We start from the raw sequence: 15,563 nt of genomic DNA, 5'->3' as shown, positions 1-15,563 counted from the left end.
CGCCCTCAGCCGCCGTCCGGCCGGGGCGTGCGTGCCAACACCCAGACGCCCACTTCGCGCGCGCCGGCCTGCAACAGCGTGCGCGCCGCCTCGGCCACGGTGGCGCCGGTCGTCATCACGTCGTCGACCAGGGTGACGGCGCGGCCCGCGAGCTCGGCGCGCCGCGCCGGCTCGACCGCAAACGCGGCACGCACATTGCCGGCGCGCTCCTCGGGCAGCAGCGCGAGCTGGTGCGGCGTGTCGCGCACACGCAGCAGCAGCCGCGCGTCCGCGACGCAGCCGAGCGCACGGCCGAGGCGGCGCGCGAGCTCCCAGGCCTGGTTGTAGCCCCGCTCGCGCAGGCGCGCATCGCTGAGCGGGATCGGCAGCAGCAGGGTCGGCGGTGGCGCGCTCTCGCGTTGCCGCGCCGCGAGCATCTGCGCGGCGAACGCCGGCGCCAGATCGAGTGCGGCGTGGAACTTGAAGCGCGTGATCAGGCCGTCCCACGGGTGGTCGTAATCGACCGCGGTCGTCGCGGTCGCGTACGGCGGAGGGTCGACGAGACAGGCGCCGCACCTGCCGATGCCGTGCGGCGTCTGCAGCGCGCAGCAGCGGCAGCGCGACACCGCGGGCGCGAAGCGTTCGACGCAGGTGGCGCACAGGCGGCCGCGGCCCCAGCCGTGGCAGACCGCGCACAGGCTGGCCAGCGGCGCGCCGCGACCGCGCGCCGGCAGGAATCGGGAGAAGGGCACGGCTCAATATACTGGCCCGATGCCTGCTTCCGCCGCCGACACCGCCGCCCGCCGCCTCGACCCTGTCGCGGTGCGCGCCGCCTTGCGGCGCCTGGCGCGGGCGCCGCAGCCGCCGTGGCTCCATGCGGAAATCGCGCGGCGCATGGCGGAGAAGCTGTCGGTCATCCTGCTGCAGCCCGAGCGAGTGCTCGATTGGTGGAGCACGCTGGGCGCGGGTGCCGCGCTGCTCGACCAGGCGTACCCGAAGGCCCGGCACCTGCGCGTCGAGCCAGACGCCGGCTGGCTCGCACAGAGCAGGGTGCAGGCGCAACGAAAGTGGTGGGCGCCTTCGCGCTGGACCGGCGGCGAGCGCGCCGTGGCGATCGAGAGCGACGAGATCGACCCCGGCGCCGGCCTGGTCTGGGCCAACATGATGCTGCACGCGGTCGTCGACCCGGTCGCGCTGATCGAGCGCTGGCACCGGCTGCTGCGCGTCGACGGCTTCGTGATGTTCTCCTGCCTCGGGCCCGGCACGCTGCGCGAGCTGCGCGCGATCTACGCGCGATGCGGCTGGCCGGCGCCGACGCCGGGCTTCGTCGACATGCACGACCTCGGCGACATGCTGGTGCACGCCGGCTTCGCCGATCCGGTGATGGACCAGGAGACGCTCACGCTGCGCTGGAGCGATCCGCACGCGTTGCTCGCCGAGTTGCGCGGGCTCGGCGGCAACACCGCGCCGGACCGGACCGCGGGCCTGCGCACGCCGCGCTGGCGCGCGCGACTGCTGCGCGAGCTCGAGGCGATCGCCGCGCCCGACGGCTCGATCGGCTTGAGCTTCGAGGTCGCCTACGGACACGCCTTCAAGGCCGCACCGCGGCTGCGCGCCGGCGAAGCCACCACGGTGTCGCTCGACGACATGCGTGCGATGGTGCGTTCAAGCCACGGGCGGACTGGGGCGAGCGAGGGTCTGCGCTAAACTCTCGCAGTTGAGCTGAGCCCGTTCGGGCGCTGGCTCTCCAGCCCGACCAGCGGCAGCTTCCCGAGACAGCAAGGATTCGCGCAGGATGTCAGTCACCCTATCCCACCCTCCCATCGCCTTGGCGACAGCGGCTCGACCGCTGCGCTTCGGTGCGGAGTCGGGTGCCGGCGAGCACACCGTGCAGTGGCTGTTGAAGCGCAACTGCTCGGCCACGCCGCGGCAGGTGATGGGGTTCTATGCCTCGCTGAGCCTGGTGTCGGCCATCATCGGCGCCTTCTTCTGGGCGCAGGGTGCGACGCTGGTGGTGCCGTTCGCATCGCTCGAGATCATCGCCGTCGGCCTGGCCCTGCTGGTCTACACCCGCCACGCCGCGGACAGCGAGCGCATCTCGCTGCGACCCGGCCGCCTGACCGTCGAGCGCACGCTCGGTCGGCATGTGGAACGCGCCGAGTTCGCGCCGGCCTGGGTTCGTGTCGAGCCCGAACACGGCGGGCGCTCGCTGATCGAGCTGTCGGGCCAGGGCCAGCGCATCGCGATCGGGCGCTTCGTGCGCCCCGAGCTGCGTCGCCAGCTGGCCGACGAATTGCGTTGGACACTGCGTCGCTGGCCGTGGGCGCCGGTGCAGGCACAGTCGACCTACCCCGAATCGCAAGACAAATCCGAAAACTGAAGTGGCAACCATGAAGACGATGAAAGCACTGTGGCACAGGGCTGGCCAGATCGGCGTGACGTTGGGCGCGTTGTGCGCAACCCGCCTCGCGATGGCCGTCAACGACCTGCCCGGCGGCCCCGCGGTCAACCAGCTCGATCTGCACCCGCCGGTGACCGAGATCGCCGCCGACCAGCGCTGGCTGCACTACTTCATGCTGTGGATCTGCTCGATCATCTTCGTCGGCGTGTTCGGCGTGATGTTCTATTCGATCTTCAAGCACCGCAAGTCCAAGGGTGCCAAGTCGGCCAATTTCCACGAGAGCACGACGGTCGAGATCGTCTGGACGGTGGTGCCGTTCCTGATCGTGATCGGCATGGCGCTGCCGGCGACCAAGGTCGTCGTCGCGATGAAGGACACCAGCGCGGCCGACCTGACGATCAAGGCCACCGGCATGCAGTGGAAGTGGGGCTACGACTACCTGAAGGGCGAGGGCGAAGGCATCGGCTTCGTCTCGACGCTCGACAGCGCGCAGCGCGAGCAGTCCGACTCCGGCAAGCCGGAAGCCGTCGACAACTACCTGCTGAAGGTCGACAACCCGCTGGTCGTGCCGGTCGGCAAGAAAGTGCGCATCATCACCACCGCGACCGACGTGATCCACGCCTTCATGGTGCCGTCGTTCGGCATCAAGCAGGATGCGATCCCCGGCTTCGTGCGCGACACGTGGTTCACCGCGACCAAGGCCGGTGACTACTACGGCCAGTGCGCCGAGCTGTGCGGCAAGGAACACGCCTACATGCCGATCCACGTGAAGGTGCTGGCCGCGGCCGACTACACGAAGTGGGTCGACGGCAAGAAGAAGGAGATGGCCGCTCTCGCCGACGACCCGGCCAAAGTCTGGACGCTGCCCGACATGCTGGCGCGCGGCGAGAAGGTGTACGCGGCCAACTGCGCCGCCTGCCACCAGGCCAACGGCAAGGGCGGCGGTCCGATCAAGGCGCTCGACGGCGCACCGGTGGTGCTCGACGCCGACCACGGCAAGCAGATCGCCGTGCTGCTGAACGGCCAGAACAACGGCGCGATGCCGTCGTGGAAGCAACTCAGCGACACCGAGATCGCCGCCGTCATCACCTACACGAAGAACAACTGGTCGAACAAGACCGGCCAGCTCGTGCAGCCCACCGAAGTGGTGGCCGCGCGCAAGTAACCCGAACCAGTTGCACAGCACACAGGAATTGCCATGAGCGCAGTCATCGACCACCCCGGCCACGGCCACGACCACGCACACGACGACCATGACCACGGCGCGCCGCACGGCTGGCGCCGCTGGCTCTACGCGACGAACCACAAGGACATCGGGACGATGTACCTGCTGTTCTCGTTCACGATGCTGATGGTCGGCGGCCTGCTCGCGATGCTGATCCGCCTGGAGCTGTTCCACCCGGGGCTGCAGTTCGTGAACCCGCAGCTGTTCAACCAGCTGACCACGATGCACGGCCTGATCATGGTGTTCGGCGCGATCATGCCGGCGTTCGTCGGCTTCGCGAACTGGATGATCCCGCTGCAGATCGGCGCGGCCGACATGGCCTTCGCGCGGATGAACAACTTCAGCTTCTGGCTGCTGATCCCGGCGGCGCTGATGCTGGTCGGCTCGTTCTTCATGCCCGGCGGTGCGCCGGCGGCCGGCTGGACGCTCTATGCGCCGCTGACGCTGCAAATGGGCCCGTCGATGGACGCCGGCATCTTCGCGATGCACATCATGGGCGCGAGCTCGATCATGGGCTCGATCAACATCATCGTCACGGTGCTCAACATGCGCGCACCGGGCATGACGCTGATGAAGATGCCGCTGTTCTGCTGGACCTGGCTGATCACCGCCTATCTTCTGATCGCCGTGATGCCGGTGCTGGCCGGCGCGATCACGATGACGCTGACCGACCGCCACTTCGGCACGCACTTCTTCAACCCCGCCGGCGGCGGCGACCCGGTGATGTACCAGCACATCTTCTGGTTCTTCGGCCACCCCGAGGTCTACATCATGATCCTGCCGGCGTTCGGCATCGTGAGCGCCATCATCCCGGCGTTCGCGCGCAAGCGGCTGTTCGGCTACACCTCGATGGTGTATGCGACCTCGTCGATCGCGATCCTGTCCTTCATGGTCTGGGCACACCACATGTTCACGACCGGCATGCCGGTCACCGGGCAGCTGTTCTTCATGTACGCGACGATGCTGATCGCGGTGCCCACGGGCGTGAAGATCTTCAACTGGGTCGCAACCATGTGGCGCGGCTCGATGACCTTCGAGACGCCGATGCTGTTCGCGGTCGGCTTCCTGTTCGTGTTCTCGATGGGCGGCTTCACCGGGCTGATCCTGGCGATGGCGCCGGTCGACATCCAGTTGCAGGACACCTACTACGTCGTGGCCCACTTCCACTACGTGCTGGTGGCCGGCTCGCTGTACGCGCTGTTCGCGGGCGTCTACTACTGGGGCCCGAAGTGGACCGGCGTGATGTACAGCGAGACGCGCGGCAAGATCCACTTCTGGTGGTCGCTGATCGCGTTCAACGTCACCTTCTTCCCGATGCACTTCCTTGGCCTGGCCGGCATGCCGCGTCGCTATGCCGACTACCCGATGCAGTTCGCGGACTTCAACGCGATCGCCTCGGTCGGCGCGTTCGCGTTCGGTCTGGCGCAGGTCTACTTCTTCCTGTTCGTCGTCGTGCCGATGATGCGCGGCAAGGGCGAGCCGGCGCCGCAGCAGCCGTGGGACGGCGCGGAAGGCCTGGAGTGGGAAGTGCCGTCGCCGGCGCCGTTCCACACCTTCGAGAACCCGCCGAAGCTGAATGCCTCGGCGACCAAGATCCTCGCCTGAGCGCCACGCCATGACGCCGGAACAGAAGAAGAGCAACCAGCGACTGGGCCTGATCCTGGGCGCAATCGCGGTGCTGATCTTCGTCGGCTTCATCGCGAAGAGCGCGCTGGTCGGGATGTGAGCGCGTTCGCTGCCCGTTGACCATGTCCGACGCCGACACTTCACGACCCGCCGACGCCGCGCTGCGCCGCGACAACCGGCGCATGCTCGGCAAGCTGGTCGTCGTCGCGGCGGTGATGGCCGGCTTCGGCTACGCGCTGGTGCCGATCTACAACACGATCTGCACCGCGCTCGGCATCAACGTGCTGTCGCTGGCCGAGATCGACGTGCAGGGCGGCAAGCGCGCGGATTACAGCGGCGCCAACACCCAGGTCGACAAGAGCCGCACGATCACGATCGAGTTCGACGCCAACGCACGCGGTCCGTGGGAGTTCGCACCCGAGAAGCGCTCGGTGGATGTCCACCCGGGCGAGCTGACGACCGTGATGTACACGTTCCGCAACGTCCAGAACCGCACGATGGCGGCGCAGGCGATCCCGAGCTACGCGCCGATGCAGGCGATGCCGTACTTCAACAAGCTCGAGTGCTTCTGCTTCAACCAGTACACGCTGAAGCCGGGCGAAGAGAAGAAGTGGCCGGTCGTGTTCGTGATCGACCCGAAGCTGTCGAAGGACGTGCGCACGATCACGCTGTCGTACACCTTCTTCGAGGTCGGCGGCCGGGTTCCGGCCGAGCCGGCCGGTCGGTCTGCCGCGGCGACAGTCGCCGCGCCCGCGGGGCCGCGGTCATGAGCGGCGAGCTGAAGGATGCGGTGCGCCGCAAGGGCTCGTTCATGCAGACGATGAAGGCTGTCGCGTGGTCGTTCTTCGGCGTGCGCAAGGGCGCGGACTACGAGAATGACCTGAACCAGCTCAACCCGGTTCACCTCGTGATCGCCGGCGTGATCGGTGCGGCCCTGTTCATCGCGGCCTTGCTGCTGCTGGTGAATTGGGTGCTCGCGAGCGGCGCGGCCAAGTAGCTACCAACCAAATTCGAACATCGGGAATCCAGGAGAAAACATGTCGGCAGCGACTACCCACGGCAAGACGCCTTACTACTTCGTCCCCGCGCCTTCGCACTTTCCGGTGCAGGCGTCGTTCGGCCTCCTGCTGGTCATCTTCGGCGCCGGCCAGTGGATCAACGGGCACGGCTGGGCGATGTGGGTGCTGCTGGCCGGCTTCGCCATCTGGGCGTTCGTGCTCCAGGGCTGGTTCCGCACCGCGATCGGCGAAAGCGAGAGCGGCCTGTACAGCGACCGGATCGACGTCTCGTTCCGCTGGAGCATGAGCTGGTTCATCTTTTCGGAGGTGATGTTCTTCGGCGCGTTCTTCGGTGCGCTCTACTGGACCCGCCTGCATGCGTTGCCGAACCTCGGCAGCCTCGAAAACGCCGTGCTGTGGCCCGATTTCCGCGCGATCTGGCCGAGTTCGGGCGCCGGCATGACCGGCTCGCCGGCCAACATCGTCGACCCGTTCACGACGATGGGCCCCTGGCCGATCCCGACGATCAACACGCTGCTGCTGCTGACCTCGGGCGTGACGCTGACGATCGCGCACCATGCGCTGGTCGCTGGTCATCGCGCGAAGACGATCTTCTGGATGTGGTGCACGGTGCTGCTGGGCGTCACCTTCCTCGGCTTCCAGATCTACGAATACCACCACGCGTACACCGAGCTCAACCTGAAGCTGTCGTCGGGCGCCTATGGCTCGACCTTCTTCATGCTGACCGGTTTCCACGGCTTCCACGTGTTCGTGGGCATGCTGATGCTGCTGTTCATCACAATTCGCCTGATGAAGGGCCACTTCACGCCGCAGCGCCACTTCGGCTTCGAAGGCGCCGCCTGGTACTGGCACTTCGTCGACGTGGTGTGGCTCGGCCTGTACATCGTCGTCTACTGGCTCTGACGCTTCGAGCCGCCAACAAGACAAACGCCGCTGAACGCGGCGTTTGTTTTTGGGTCGATGACTACTTGCCGAGCGGGATCCCGGTCGGATGGATCCAGCCGGCCCACCAGCTGAACAGCACGCATGCGAACAACAGCACCGACAACCCGACCCGCAGCGCCAGCGCCCGCATCATGTTGCCGGTCTTCGGCTTGCCGTCGCGACCGTCACGCAGCATGAACACGCCCGCCATGGCGAGTGCGCCGAGGATGCCGACGAAGGCGAACGCGATGAGGTACTTCATGCGCACCGATTATCCGCCGCGAGGTCGCCGATGGCGCTGAGCGGGAAAGGCCGTGCCGCGGTCGTGCTGGTCGCGACGCTGATCGGCGTGGCGGTCACCGCCAACCTGGGCGCCTGGCAACTCCGGCGCGCCGCGCAGAAGATCGCGCTGCAGGACGCGCTGGACTCGCGCGCCCGGCTGAGCCCGCTGGGGGCGGCCGAACTGCCCCGCAGCGCCGACCTGGTCGAGGCGCAGCACTACCGGCCGGTGCACCTGCGCGGCCGCTGGCTGCCGGAGCGCAACGTCTTCCTCGACAACCGGCAGATGAACGCGCGCGTCGGCTTCTACCTCGTCACGCCGCTGCAACTCGAGGGCCGGCCGGAGGTGGTGCTGGTGCAGCGTGGCTTCGTGCCCCGCGACCTGCGCGACCGCACGCTGCTGCCGCGGGTCGCGACACCCGCCGGGCCGGTCGACGTGGAGGGCCACATCGCCCCGCCGCCGGCGCGGCTGTACGAGTTCGCACCGTCGGCGACCGGGCTGATCCGGCAAAATCTCGACCTCGGCGAGTTCACGCGCGAAACCGGCCTGCCGCTGGCACCCCTGTCGGTGCTGCAGGACGATTCCCCGAGCACGGCAGGCGACGGCCTGCTGCGCCAATGGCCGCGACCCGCGGTGGATGTTCAAAAGCACTACGGCTACGCGTTCCAGTGGTTCGCGCTGGGTGCGCTGATGGCAGGTCTGTATGTCTGGTTCCAACTCGTCCGCCCCCGGCTCCGGAGGCACGATGCCCGAGCGTGATTCGCCGCTGAGCTTCACCGTCCATTCGATGGCCGCTCCGGCGCTCGACAGCGACGCGACCCGTCGCACGAAGAGCGGCCGCCTGAAGATGCTGCTGGTGCTGGCCATCTGCGCCGCGCCGGTGATCGCGTCGTACCTCACCTACTTCGTGATCCGGCCGGAGGGGCGCACCAACTACAGCGAGCTGATCCAGCCGCAGCGCCCGTTGCCGGGGACGCTGCCGTTGACCGATCTGCAAGGCCGGGCAGTGGGCCCCGAGAGCCTGAAGGGGCAGTGGCTGCTGGTCGTGGTCTCCAACGCGGCCTGCGACGCGGCCTGCGAGAAGCACCTGTGGCTGCAGCGCCAGCTGCGCGAGACGCTCGGCCGCGACGCCGACCGGGTCGACAAGCTGTGGCTCATCACCGACGGCGCCACGCCTCGCCCCGAAACCTTGGCCGGCGTGACGACCAACACCGACGCGACCGTGCTGCGCGTGCCGCGCCCCGCGCTCGCGGCCTGGTTCGAGCCGGCGGCGGGGCGGGCGCTCGAGGACCATCTCTACATCGTCGACCCGCTCGGCAACTGGATGATGCGGGCGCCTCCGGACGCCGAGCCCGCGAAGCTCAAGTCCGACGTCGTCAAGCTGCTCCGCGCCTCCGCCGGCTGGGACAAGGCAGGGCGCTGAAGGACATGGCCTCCCCGGCACCTTACGATTTGGGCCCGCTGCTCGCGATCATCGCGTTCGGCGCGTTGCTGGCGCTGCTGCCGTTCGCGTGGGTCTGGCGGCGCGCGAGCGGGCAGGGCCTCGTCGCGGCACGACTGCAGGCGCTGACCGTGCTGACGCTGTTCCTCACCTTCGACCTGGTGCTGTTCGGCGCCTTCACGCGGCTGACCGATTCCGGCCTGGGCTGCCCGGACTGGCCGGGCTGCTATGCGAGCGCCAGCCCGCTCGGCGCGCACGCCGAGATCCACGCGGCGCAGACGGCCTTGCCGACCGGCCCGGTCACTCACGGCAAGGCGTGGATCGAGATGATCCACCGCTACCTCGCGACCGGCGTCGGTGCGCTGATCACGCTGCTCGCCATCCTCGGCTGGGTTGCCGCACGGCGCAAGGCGCTGCCTATCTCGCCGTGGTGGGCGACCGCAACGCTGGTCTGGGTCTGCGTGCAAGGCGCGTTCGGCGCGCTCACCGTGACGATGAAGCTCTATCCGGCCATCGTCACCGCGCACCTGCTCGGCGGATTGACGCTGCTGGTGCTGCTGGCCGTGCAGAAGGAAGGCTACAAGCCCGTGCCGCTGTCTCTGTCGCCCCGCTTGCGCGCTGCCGCGATCGCGATCGCGGTGCTCGGCGCGCTCCAGATCGCGCTCGGCGGCTGGGTCAGCACCAACTATGCGGTGCTCGCCTGCCGCGACTTCCCGACCTGCCAGGGCACCTGGTGGCCGCCGATGGACTTTGCGCATGGTTTCGCGCTGCTGCGCGAACTCGGCGAGGGGCGCGACGGGGGCGCGCTGTCGTTCGAGGCGCTGACCGCCATCCACTACGTCCACCGTCTCGGCGCCTATGTGGTGCTGGCGGCGCTCGCGGGGTTCGCGTCGGCGCTGCAGGCGACCGGCGACCCCGCGCTGCGTCGCTGGGCCCGCGGCGTGGCCGCAGTCGCGGTCTGGCAGCTCGCGACCGGCCTCAGCAACGTGTTGCTCGGCTGGCCGCTGCTGGGTGCGGTCGGCCACACGGCCGGCGCCGCGGCGGGCGTCGTGATGTTCTCGATGCTGTTGACGCGAACCCGACAGTCGGGCCCGGCACGCGCGTCGCAGGGTCTGCGCCATCGCCCGCTGCGGCCGGCTCCGTAAAATGCGCCCCTCGCACCGCCCATGACCGATACCGTCGCCCCTTCTCCCGCCGCACCCGTCGGCGCCACCTCGCTGCCGTCCCGCGCGCGCCAGTTCTATGCGCTGACCAAGCCGCGCGTGGTGCAGCTGATCGTGTTCTGCGCCGTCATCGGCATGCTGATGGCCGTGCCGGGCCTGCCGGACCTGACGCTGGCGCTCGCCGCCACCGCCGGTATCTGGCTCGTTGCCGCCGCGGCTGCCGCGTTCAACTGCCTGGTCGAGCAGCGCATCGATTCACGCATGGCGCGCACCGCGTGGCGGCCGACCGCGCGGGGCCAGCTCACCAACACGCAGACGCTCACGTTCTCGGCGCTGCTGTGCGCGGCCGGCAGCGCGCTGCTGTACTTCTGGGTCAACCCGCTGACGATGTGGCTGACCTTCGCCACCTTCGTCGGCTACGCGGTCGTGTACACCGTGCTGCTCAAGCCGATGACGCCGCAGAACATCGTGATCGGCGGCGCCTCGGGCGCGATGCCGCCGGTGCTCGGCTGGGCCGCGATCCGCGGCGACGTGGGGCCCGAGGCGCTGATCATGTGCCTGATCATCTTCCTGTGGACGCCGCCGCACTTCTGGGCGCTGGCGCTCTACCGCGTCGAGGACTACCGCAAGAGCGGCCTGCCGATGTTGCCGGTCACGCACGGCGCCGAGTTCACGCGGTTGCAGGTGTTCCTGTACACGCTGGTGCTGTTCGCCGGCACGCTGCTGCCGTTCATCCAGGGCATGAGTGGCGTGATCTACCTCGTGGCCGCGCTGCTGCTGAATGCCGGCTTCGTCGGCTACGCCTTCAAGCTGTGGCGCGACTATTCCGACGCGCTCGCGCGCAAGACCTTCCGCTTTTCCATCGTCTACCTGTCGCTGCTGTTCGCGGCCTTGCTCGTCGATCACTACCTGAGGCCGCTGCTGTGAATCACCTGCGTCGATCCGTCCTGCTCGTCTCCGCCATCGGCGTGGTGGCTCTCACCGGCTGCGACAAGCTCGGGCTCGGCAAGCCGCCGGCGCCACAGTTCAAGGGCGCCGACATCACCGGCGTCGACTACGCGAAGACGCTGGCGCTGCCCGATGCCAACGGCCAGCCGCGCACGCTCGGCGACTTCAAGGGCAAGGTCACGGTGATCTTCTTCGGCTACACCCAGTGCCCGGACGTCTGCCCCACGACAATGGCGGAGCTCGCGCAGGTCAAGAAGGCGCTCGGCCCGGACGGCGACAAGCTGCAGGCGGTGTTCGTCACGATCGACCCCGAGCGCGACACGCCGGAGATCTTGAAGTCGTACATGGCCAGCTTCGACCCGAGCTTCGTCGCGCTGCGCGGCACGCTGGAGCAGACCAAGGCGGCGGCCAAGGAGTTCAAGATCTATTTCGAGAAGGTGCCCGGCAAGACCGAGGGCAGCTACACGATGGACCACTCGGCCGGTGCGTTCGTGCTCGACGCCAAGGGCAACGTGCGCCTGTTCGAGCGCTACGGCGCCGGCGCGGAAGGGTTGACCGCCGATGTCAAGGCACTGATCGCGCAGGGCTGAAGTTCGATCCGCCTGGACAAGAAAAAACGGCCCCGCGGGGCCGTTCTTCATGGGGCGTTAAAGCGTCAGACGTTTTCCGCCAGGGCCTTGCGCATCTTCTTCATCGCCGCGACTTCGATCTGGCGGATCCGCTCGGCGCTGACGCCGTATTCCGCCGCCAGGTCGTGCAGCGTCATGCCGCCCGAGCTGTCGTCATTGACCTTCAGCCAGCGCTCCTCGACGATGCGGCGGCTGCGGGCGTCGAGTGCGTCGAGCGCGAGGGCGATGCCATCGCCGGCCAGCCAGTCGCGGTTGCGCGCCTCGAGCACGCGCGTCGGCTCGCTGGCCTCGTCGGCCAGATAGGCGATCGGCGCGAAGCTGGCGTCCTCGCTGTCGTCGGTCTGCGGCTCCAGCGCCACGTCGCCGCCGGACAGGCGCGTTTCCATCTCCAGCACCTCTTCGCGCTTGACGTTCAGCGTGCGGGCGAGCGTGTCGACCTCGCCCTGGGTCAGCGTGTTGCGGTGCGTGTCGACATCGAGCGCGTCGTCCTTCAGGCTCTGCTTCATCGAGCGCAGGTTGAAGAACAGCTTGCGCTGGGCCTTGGTCGTCGCGACCTTGACCATGCGCCAGTTCTTCAGGATGTACTCGTGAATCTCGGCCTTGATCCAGTGCATCGCGTAGCTGACCAGGCGAACGCCCTGGTCCGGGTCGAAGCGCTTGACGGCCTTCATCAGCCCGACGTTGCCTTCCTGGATCAGGTCGCCGTGCGGCAGGCCGTAGCCCAGGTACTTGCGCGAGATCGAGACGACCAAGCGAAGGTGCGAGAGCACCAGCTTTCCGGCCGCTTCGAGGTCGCCGCTGGCGCGCAGGCGGGTCGCGTAAGCGATTTCCTCCTCGTGCGTCAGCAACGGAACGCGGTTCGCCGCCGTGATGTAGGCGTCGAGGTTGCCCAGCGACGGCACCAGGGCCCACGGGTCGCGGACGGTCAGAGCAGCAGTGGCAGTGGAAGTGTTCATAGAGAGATCAGACACGCCGAACTCCTTTCAAGTTCCGCAAATATTAGCACTCGTGGGGCGGGAGTGCTGATCGGCTTCAGCTATCGCGACGATCGTCTGGTCATGATGTCACACCGCGGTGCGAGGAGGGTCTCCAAGTGTGTGGTCACTGACATTTTCGGCTGCGGACGGCGGTTGGTCGTCCGGCGACACCGATGAGAAGTCTTGCCGCATCGGTTCAGTTCCGGTCCGTTCCGTGCGACCCGGTCGCCAGAATGACGGCGTGGCTGAATTCGACTCCTTCGACGCGATGACAGCCTCCGAGTTGCGAGCGGGAGGTGAAGGCACAGGCCAGTTCGGCGCCGGCGCCCCGGCTGCCCCGCTTCCTGGCCCACGTGGTGCACTCTCCAGCCCTGGCTGGCACAGGTCACCGGCCCCGCGACCAGCACCGCGGCCGCCACGAACCGGGATTGATTGCGAGGACAATCGCGCCTCCCGCGCCGGCGTCGCCGCCGCGCCTCCCCCTTCAACGAGAGGTCCGTTTGTTCAAGAATCTGATCGTGTACCGCATCGGCCCGGGCTGGGCCGCCAACAGCGCCGAGCTCGAAGCCGGGCTGGAGAAGATGGTCTTCGTCGAATGTGGCGCGACCCAGCCGGTCTCGGCCGGCTGGGCGCCGCCGCGCGGCGTCGCGCACGCGCCGCTGCTCGAATCGGTCGGCGGCCAGTGGCTGATGAAACTGGTGGTCGAGCAGCGCGTCGTGCCGTCGGCCGTCGTCAAGCGCCGGGTCGACGAGCGTGCCGCGCAGATCGAACAGGCCACCGGCCGCAAGCCCGGCAAGAAGCAGCAGAAGGAGCTGAAGGAAGAGGTGCTGCTCGACCTGCTGCCGCAGGCCTTCACCAAGCAGGCCGCGATCCGCGTCTGGCTGAATCCCAAGGACCGGCTGCTGATGATCGACGCCAGCAGCCCGGCCAAGGCCGACGACGTGGTCACGCAGCTGGTCAAGGCCGCCGAGGGTCTGGCGCTGACGCCGCTGCACACCGCGCAGTCGCCGGCCGCGGCGATGTCGGAGTGGCTGACGACCGGTGACGCGCCAGCCGGCTTCAGCATCGACCGCGAGTGCGAACTGAAGTCGCCCGACGAGAGCAAGTCGGCGGTGCGCTACGCCCGCCATGCGCTCGACATCGAGGAGGTGCGCCAGCACATCGCCGGCGGCAAGGTGCCGACCCAGCTCGCGCTGACCTGGCAGGGCCGCGTCTCGCTGCTGCTGACCGAGGCGATGCAGGTCAAGAAGATTGCGTTCCTCGAAGGCGTGTTCGAAGGCGGCAGCAAGCCGAAGGCCGACGAGGCGTTCGAGGCCGATGCAGCCATCGCCACCGGCGAGCTCGGCAAGCTGATTCCCGACCTGATCGACGCGCTCGGCGGCGAGCAGCAGCCGGGCGTGCCGGCGCTCGCGGCCTGACGCCGCTTCGAACTACCAGCCTGCGGCCAGCGCGCGGGTGATCTCGGCCGCCGGTACCGCCCGGCAGCCGCTCGGGTTCTGGCCCGACCACAGCGGCGAGAAGTCGCCGCTGCCTGCGCGCTCTGCCGCGGCGCGCAGCGGCGCGATCGCGGCCGTGCCGAGCGGGAAGGCGGGTGCCGCGGCGTTGATCGGTCCCAGTTCGCGCATCAGCCGGTTCACGACGCCGCGCGCCGGTCGGCCCGTGAACAGGTTGGTCAGCGCCGTGTGCTCGGCCTGCGGGCCCTGCAGCGCGGCGCGGTGCAACGCGCTGGTCGTGGCCTCCGGGCACAGCAGGTAGGCGGTGCCGACCTGCACCGCGGACGCGCCGAGCGCACGGGCCGCCGCCACGCCGGCCGCATCGGCGATGCCGCCGGCCGCGATTACCGGCACCCGCACCGCGGCCACGATGCGCGGCAGGAGCGCGAACGTGCCGAGCTGCGTGGTCAGGTCGTCGCTGAGGAAGTTGCCGCGGTGACCGCCGGCTTCGACACCCTGGGCGATCACCGCGTCCACGCCGTGGGCCTCGAGCCAGCGCGCCTCGGCCACCGTCGTGGCCGAAGCCAGCACGGTCGCGCCCCACGCGCGCACCCGCGCCAGCGCATCGGCCGGGGGCAGCCCGAAGTGGAAGCTGACGACCGGCGGGCGAAACTCGGCCAGCACGTCGGCGTATGCGGCGTCGAACGGCGCGCGGCCGGCGCCCGCGCCGACCGTGGCGGGATCGATGCCGAACTCGGCGTAGTACGGTGTCAAGGTCTTCCGCCATGCGGCCTCGCGCGGCGGGTCGATCGCCGGCGGCGTGTGGCAGAAGAAGTTGACGTTGAACGGCCGGTCGGTCTGCGCGCGGATCGCGGCGAGCTCGTCGCGCATCTGCTCGGGCGACAACATCGCGCATGGCAGCGAACCGAGGCCGCCGGCGTTGCACACAGCGATCGCAAGCGCGCTCGTCTGGACGCCGGCCATCGGCGCCTGGATCACCGGCAGGTCGGTGCCGAGAAAGGCATGCAGCGTGCTCATCGGGTCGCTCCGGCGGTCGTCATGCCGCGGTTATAGCGAAACGGCCGCGGGACCCCACGGCTGCGGGCAATCCCCGATCTATATTGCGCATAGGCGCATACAGTTTTTCAGATGAATTCGATGGTCGATGTATTCGACGTGGTGGCGCGCTACTTCGCGCTGCTGTCCGAACCGACGCGGCTGCGCATCATGCACAGCATCTGCCAGCAGGAGAAGTCGGTGAACCAGATCGTCGAGGACATCGGCGCGACGCAGACCAACGTCTCGCGCCACCTCGGGCTGATGCACCGCGCCGGCGTGCTCGGCCGCCGCAAGGACGGCAACCTGGTGCTCTACCGCGTCACCGACGCCGCGTTCACCGAACTGTGCCGCACGGTCTGCGTGCGCGTCGCGTCGGAACTCGATGGCGACAAGTCGCTGAAGCGCAAGGTGAAGAACCTGATCGAGGAGCTCGGGTGAGCACCGCCAAGCCACCACTGG

The 15,563-nt window shown here is 68.6% G+C and carries 19 protein-coding genes; 15 read left to right on the top strand and 4 right to left on the bottom strand.

The window, feature by feature from the left end; all coding sequences use genetic code 11:
* Positions 1 to 5: 5 nt before the first annotated feature.
* Positions 6 to 731: a ComF family protein gene (locus ASC76_RS09890; RefSeq protein ID WP_056465126.1), complete on the bottom strand. Its 726-nt coding sequence runs from the start codon at positions 729 to 731 to the stop codon at positions 6 to 8.
* Between the two features lie 19 nt (positions 732 to 750).
* Between ASC76_RS09890 and ASC76_RS09885 the strand changes: the two genes are divergently transcribed.
* The 8 genes from ASC76_RS09885 to ASC76_RS09855 all read left to right on the top strand — a co-directional run bounded on the left by ASC76_RS09885 (position 751) and on the right by ASC76_RS09855 (position 7,153).
* Positions 751 to 1,686 carry a trans-aconitate 2-methyltransferase gene (locus ASC76_RS09885; RefSeq protein ID WP_056465125.1) on the top strand — a complete coding sequence of 312 codons (936 nt, stop codon included), beginning with the start codon at positions 751 to 753 and terminating at the stop codon, positions 1,684 to 1,686.
* 121 nt (positions 1,687 to 1,807) lie between these two features.
* The gene (locus ASC76_RS09880) at positions 1,808 to 2,359 is read left to right on the top strand and encodes a DUF2244 domain-containing protein (protein ID WP_235580400.1); all 552 of its coding nucleotides are present in this window, start codon (positions 1,808 to 1,810) and stop codon (positions 2,357 to 2,359) included.
* 10 nt (positions 2,360 to 2,369) lie between these two features.
* Positions 2,370 to 3,545 (top strand): cytochrome c oxidase subunit II, encoded by a 1,176-nt coding sequence (gene coxB / locus ASC76_RS09875; protein WP_056465123.1) that lies wholly within the window; start codon positions 2,370 to 2,372, stop codon positions 3,543 to 3,545.
* 33 nt (positions 3,546 to 3,578) lie between these two features.
* The gene (gene ctaD / locus ASC76_RS09870; protein WP_056465122.1) at positions 3,579 to 5,210 is read left to right on the top strand and encodes a cytochrome c oxidase subunit I; all 1,632 of its coding nucleotides are present in this window, start codon (positions 3,579 to 3,581) and stop codon (positions 5,208 to 5,210) included.
* 10 nt (positions 5,211 to 5,220) lie between these two features.
* Positions 5,221 to 5,331, top strand: coding sequence for a cytochrome oxidase small assembly protein (locus ASC76_RS26165; protein WP_235580399.1), 111 nt, complete (start codon positions 5,221 to 5,223; stop codon positions 5,329 to 5,331).
* Between the two features lie 22 nt (positions 5,332 to 5,353).
* Positions 5,354 to 6,001 carry a cytochrome c oxidase assembly protein gene (locus tag ASC76_RS09865; protein WP_056465121.1) on the top strand — a complete coding sequence of 216 codons (648 nt, stop codon included), beginning with the start codon at positions 5,354 to 5,356 and terminating at the stop codon, positions 5,999 to 6,001.
* Positions 5,998 to 6,228 (top strand): DUF2970 domain-containing protein, encoded by a 231-nt coding sequence (locus ASC76_RS09860; RefSeq protein ID WP_056465120.1) that lies wholly within the window; start codon positions 5,998 to 6,000, stop codon positions 6,226 to 6,228. Before ASC76_RS09865 ends, ASC76_RS09860 begins: the two co-directional genes overlap by 4 nt.
* A 40-nt stretch (positions 6,229 to 6,268) precedes the next feature.
* Positions 6,269 to 7,153, top strand: coding sequence for a cytochrome c oxidase subunit 3 (locus tag ASC76_RS09855; RefSeq protein ID WP_056465119.1), 885 nt, complete (start codon positions 6,269 to 6,271; stop codon positions 7,151 to 7,153).
* Positions 7,154 to 7,214: 61 nt separating this feature from the next.
* Here the strand turns inward: ASC76_RS09855 and ASC76_RS09850 are convergent, their stop codons facing one another.
* Positions 7,215 to 7,436: a twin transmembrane helix small protein gene (locus tag ASC76_RS09850; protein WP_200947121.1), complete on the bottom strand. Its 222-nt coding sequence runs from the start codon at positions 7,434 to 7,436 to the stop codon at positions 7,215 to 7,217.
* 30 nt (positions 7,437 to 7,466) lie between these two features.
* On the opposite strand from ASC76_RS09850, the gene ASC76_RS09845 reads away from it, so the two are divergent.
* Genes ASC76_RS09845 through ASC76_RS09825 form a run of 5 tightly spaced genes read left to right on the top strand, consistent with a single transcriptional unit; the run spans position 7,467 to position 11,596 of the window.
* On the top strand, positions 7,467 to 8,213 hold the full coding sequence (locus ASC76_RS09845) for an SURF1 family protein (protein ID WP_056465117.1): 747 nt from the start codon (positions 7,467 to 7,469) through the stop codon (positions 8,211 to 8,213).
* On the top strand, positions 8,200 to 8,877 hold the full coding sequence (locus ASC76_RS09840; protein ID WP_056465116.1) for an SCO family protein: 678 nt from the start codon (positions 8,200 to 8,202) through the stop codon (positions 8,875 to 8,877). The genes ASC76_RS09845 and ASC76_RS09840 overlap by 14 nt, the downstream gene beginning before the upstream one ends.
* 5 nt (positions 8,878 to 8,882) lie before the next feature.
* On the top strand, positions 8,883 to 10,040 hold the full coding sequence (locus tag ASC76_RS09835; protein WP_056465115.1) for a heme A synthase: 1,158 nt from the start codon (positions 8,883 to 8,885) through the stop codon (positions 10,038 to 10,040).
* A 21-nt stretch (positions 10,041 to 10,061) separates the two neighbouring features.
* The gene (gene cyoE, locus ASC76_RS09830) at positions 10,062 to 10,985 is read left to right on the top strand and encodes a heme o synthase (RefSeq protein WP_056465114.1); all 924 of its coding nucleotides are present in this window, start codon (positions 10,062 to 10,064) and stop codon (positions 10,983 to 10,985) included.
* On the top strand, positions 10,982 to 11,596 hold the full coding sequence (locus tag ASC76_RS09825) for an SCO family protein (protein ID WP_082548964.1): 615 nt from the start codon (positions 10,982 to 10,984) through the stop codon (positions 11,594 to 11,596). The genes cyoE and ASC76_RS09825 overlap by 4 nt, the downstream gene beginning before the upstream one ends.
* 65 nt (positions 11,597 to 11,661) lie before the next feature.
* On the opposite strand, the gene rpoH is transcribed toward ASC76_RS09825, so the two are convergent.
* A complete protein-coding gene (gene rpoH, locus ASC76_RS09820) occupies positions 11,662 to 12,591 on the bottom strand; it encodes an RNA polymerase sigma factor RpoH (protein WP_056465113.1) in 930 nt (309 codons plus the stop codon).
* 521 nt (positions 12,592 to 13,112) lie between these two features.
* Between rpoH and ASC76_RS09815 the strand changes: the two genes are divergently transcribed.
* Positions 13,113 to 14,030, top strand: coding sequence for a recombination-associated protein RdgC (locus ASC76_RS09815; RefSeq protein ID WP_056465112.1), 918 nt, complete (start codon positions 13,113 to 13,115; stop codon positions 14,028 to 14,030).
* Between the two features lie 12 nt (positions 14,031 to 14,042).
* On the opposite strand, the gene ASC76_RS09810 is transcribed toward ASC76_RS09815, so the two are convergent.
* On the bottom strand, positions 14,043 to 15,083 hold the full coding sequence (locus ASC76_RS09810; RefSeq protein ID WP_056465111.1) for a nitronate monooxygenase family protein: 1,041 nt from the start codon (positions 15,081 to 15,083) through the stop codon (positions 14,043 to 14,045).
* 111 nt (positions 15,084 to 15,194) lie between these two features.
* On the opposite strand from ASC76_RS09810, the gene ASC76_RS09805 reads away from it, so the two are divergent.
* Complete coding sequence (locus ASC76_RS09805; protein ID WP_056465110.1) at positions 15,195 to 15,542, top strand: helix-turn-helix transcriptional regulator; 348 nt, start codon at positions 15,195 to 15,197, stop codon at positions 15,540 to 15,542.
* Positions 15,543 to 15,563: the final 21 nt, after the last annotated feature.

It is taken from the genome of Rhizobacter sp. Root404 (genome assembly GCF_001425865.1).
Taxonomy (GTDB): Bacteria; Pseudomonadota; Gammaproteobacteria; order Burkholderiales; family Burkholderiaceae_C; genus LMDS01.
The sequence above is the reverse complement of the archived record's forward strand: the minus strand, read 5'-3'. Positions and strand labels throughout refer to the sequence as shown.

Excerpts from the sequence above, each read along its gene's own strand:
- rpoH (WP_056465113.1), bottom strand. The coding sequence starts at position 12,591 with ATGAACACTTCCACTGCCACTGCTGCTCTGACCGTCCGCGACCCGTGG.
- ASC76_RS09885 (WP_056465125.1), top strand. The coding sequence starts at position 751 with ATGCCTGCTTCCGCCGCCGACACCGCCGCCCGCCGCCTCGACCCTGTC.
- coxB (WP_056465123.1), top strand. The coding sequence starts at position 2,370 with ATGAAGACGATGAAAGCACTGTGGCACAGGGCTGGCCAGATCGGCGTG.
- ASC76_RS09845 (WP_056465117.1), top strand. The coding sequence starts at position 7,467 with ATGGCGCTGAGCGGGAAAGGCCGTGCCGCGGTCGTGCTGGTCGCGACG.
- cyoE (WP_056465114.1), top strand. The coding sequence starts at position 10,062 with ATGACCGATACCGTCGCCCCTTCTCCCGCCGCACCCGTCGGCGCCACC.
- ASC76_RS26165 (WP_235580399.1), top strand. The coding sequence starts at position 5,221 with ATGACGCCGGAACAGAAGAAGAGCAACCAGCGACTGGGCCTGATCCTG.
- ASC76_RS09850 (WP_200947121.1), bottom strand. The coding sequence starts at position 7,436 with ATGAAGTACCTCATCGCGTTCGCCTTCGTCGGCATCCTCGGCGCACTC.
- ASC76_RS09855 (WP_056465119.1), top strand. The coding sequence starts at position 6,269 with ATGTCGGCAGCGACTACCCACGGCAAGACGCCTTACTACTTCGTCCCC.
- ASC76_RS09860 (WP_056465120.1), top strand. The coding sequence starts at position 5,998 with ATGAGCGGCGAGCTGAAGGATGCGGTGCGCCGCAAGGGCTCGTTCATG.
- ctaD (WP_056465122.1), top strand. The coding sequence starts at position 3,579 with ATGAGCGCAGTCATCGACCACCCCGGCCACGGCCACGACCACGCACAC.
- ASC76_RS09865 (WP_056465121.1), top strand. The coding sequence starts at position 5,354 with ATGTCCGACGCCGACACTTCACGACCCGCCGACGCCGCGCTGCGCCGC.
- ASC76_RS09840 (WP_056465116.1), top strand. The coding sequence starts at position 8,200 with ATGCCCGAGCGTGATTCGCCGCTGAGCTTCACCGTCCATTCGATGGCC.
- ASC76_RS09810 (WP_056465111.1), bottom strand. The coding sequence starts at position 15,083 with ATGAGCACGCTGCATGCCTTTCTCGGCACCGACCTGCCGGTGATCCAG.
- ASC76_RS09835 (WP_056465115.1), top strand. The coding sequence starts at position 8,883 with ATGGCCTCCCCGGCACCTTACGATTTGGGCCCGCTGCTCGCGATCATC.
- ASC76_RS09805 (WP_056465110.1), top strand. The coding sequence starts at position 15,195 with ATGAATTCGATGGTCGATGTATTCGACGTGGTGGCGCGCTACTTCGCG.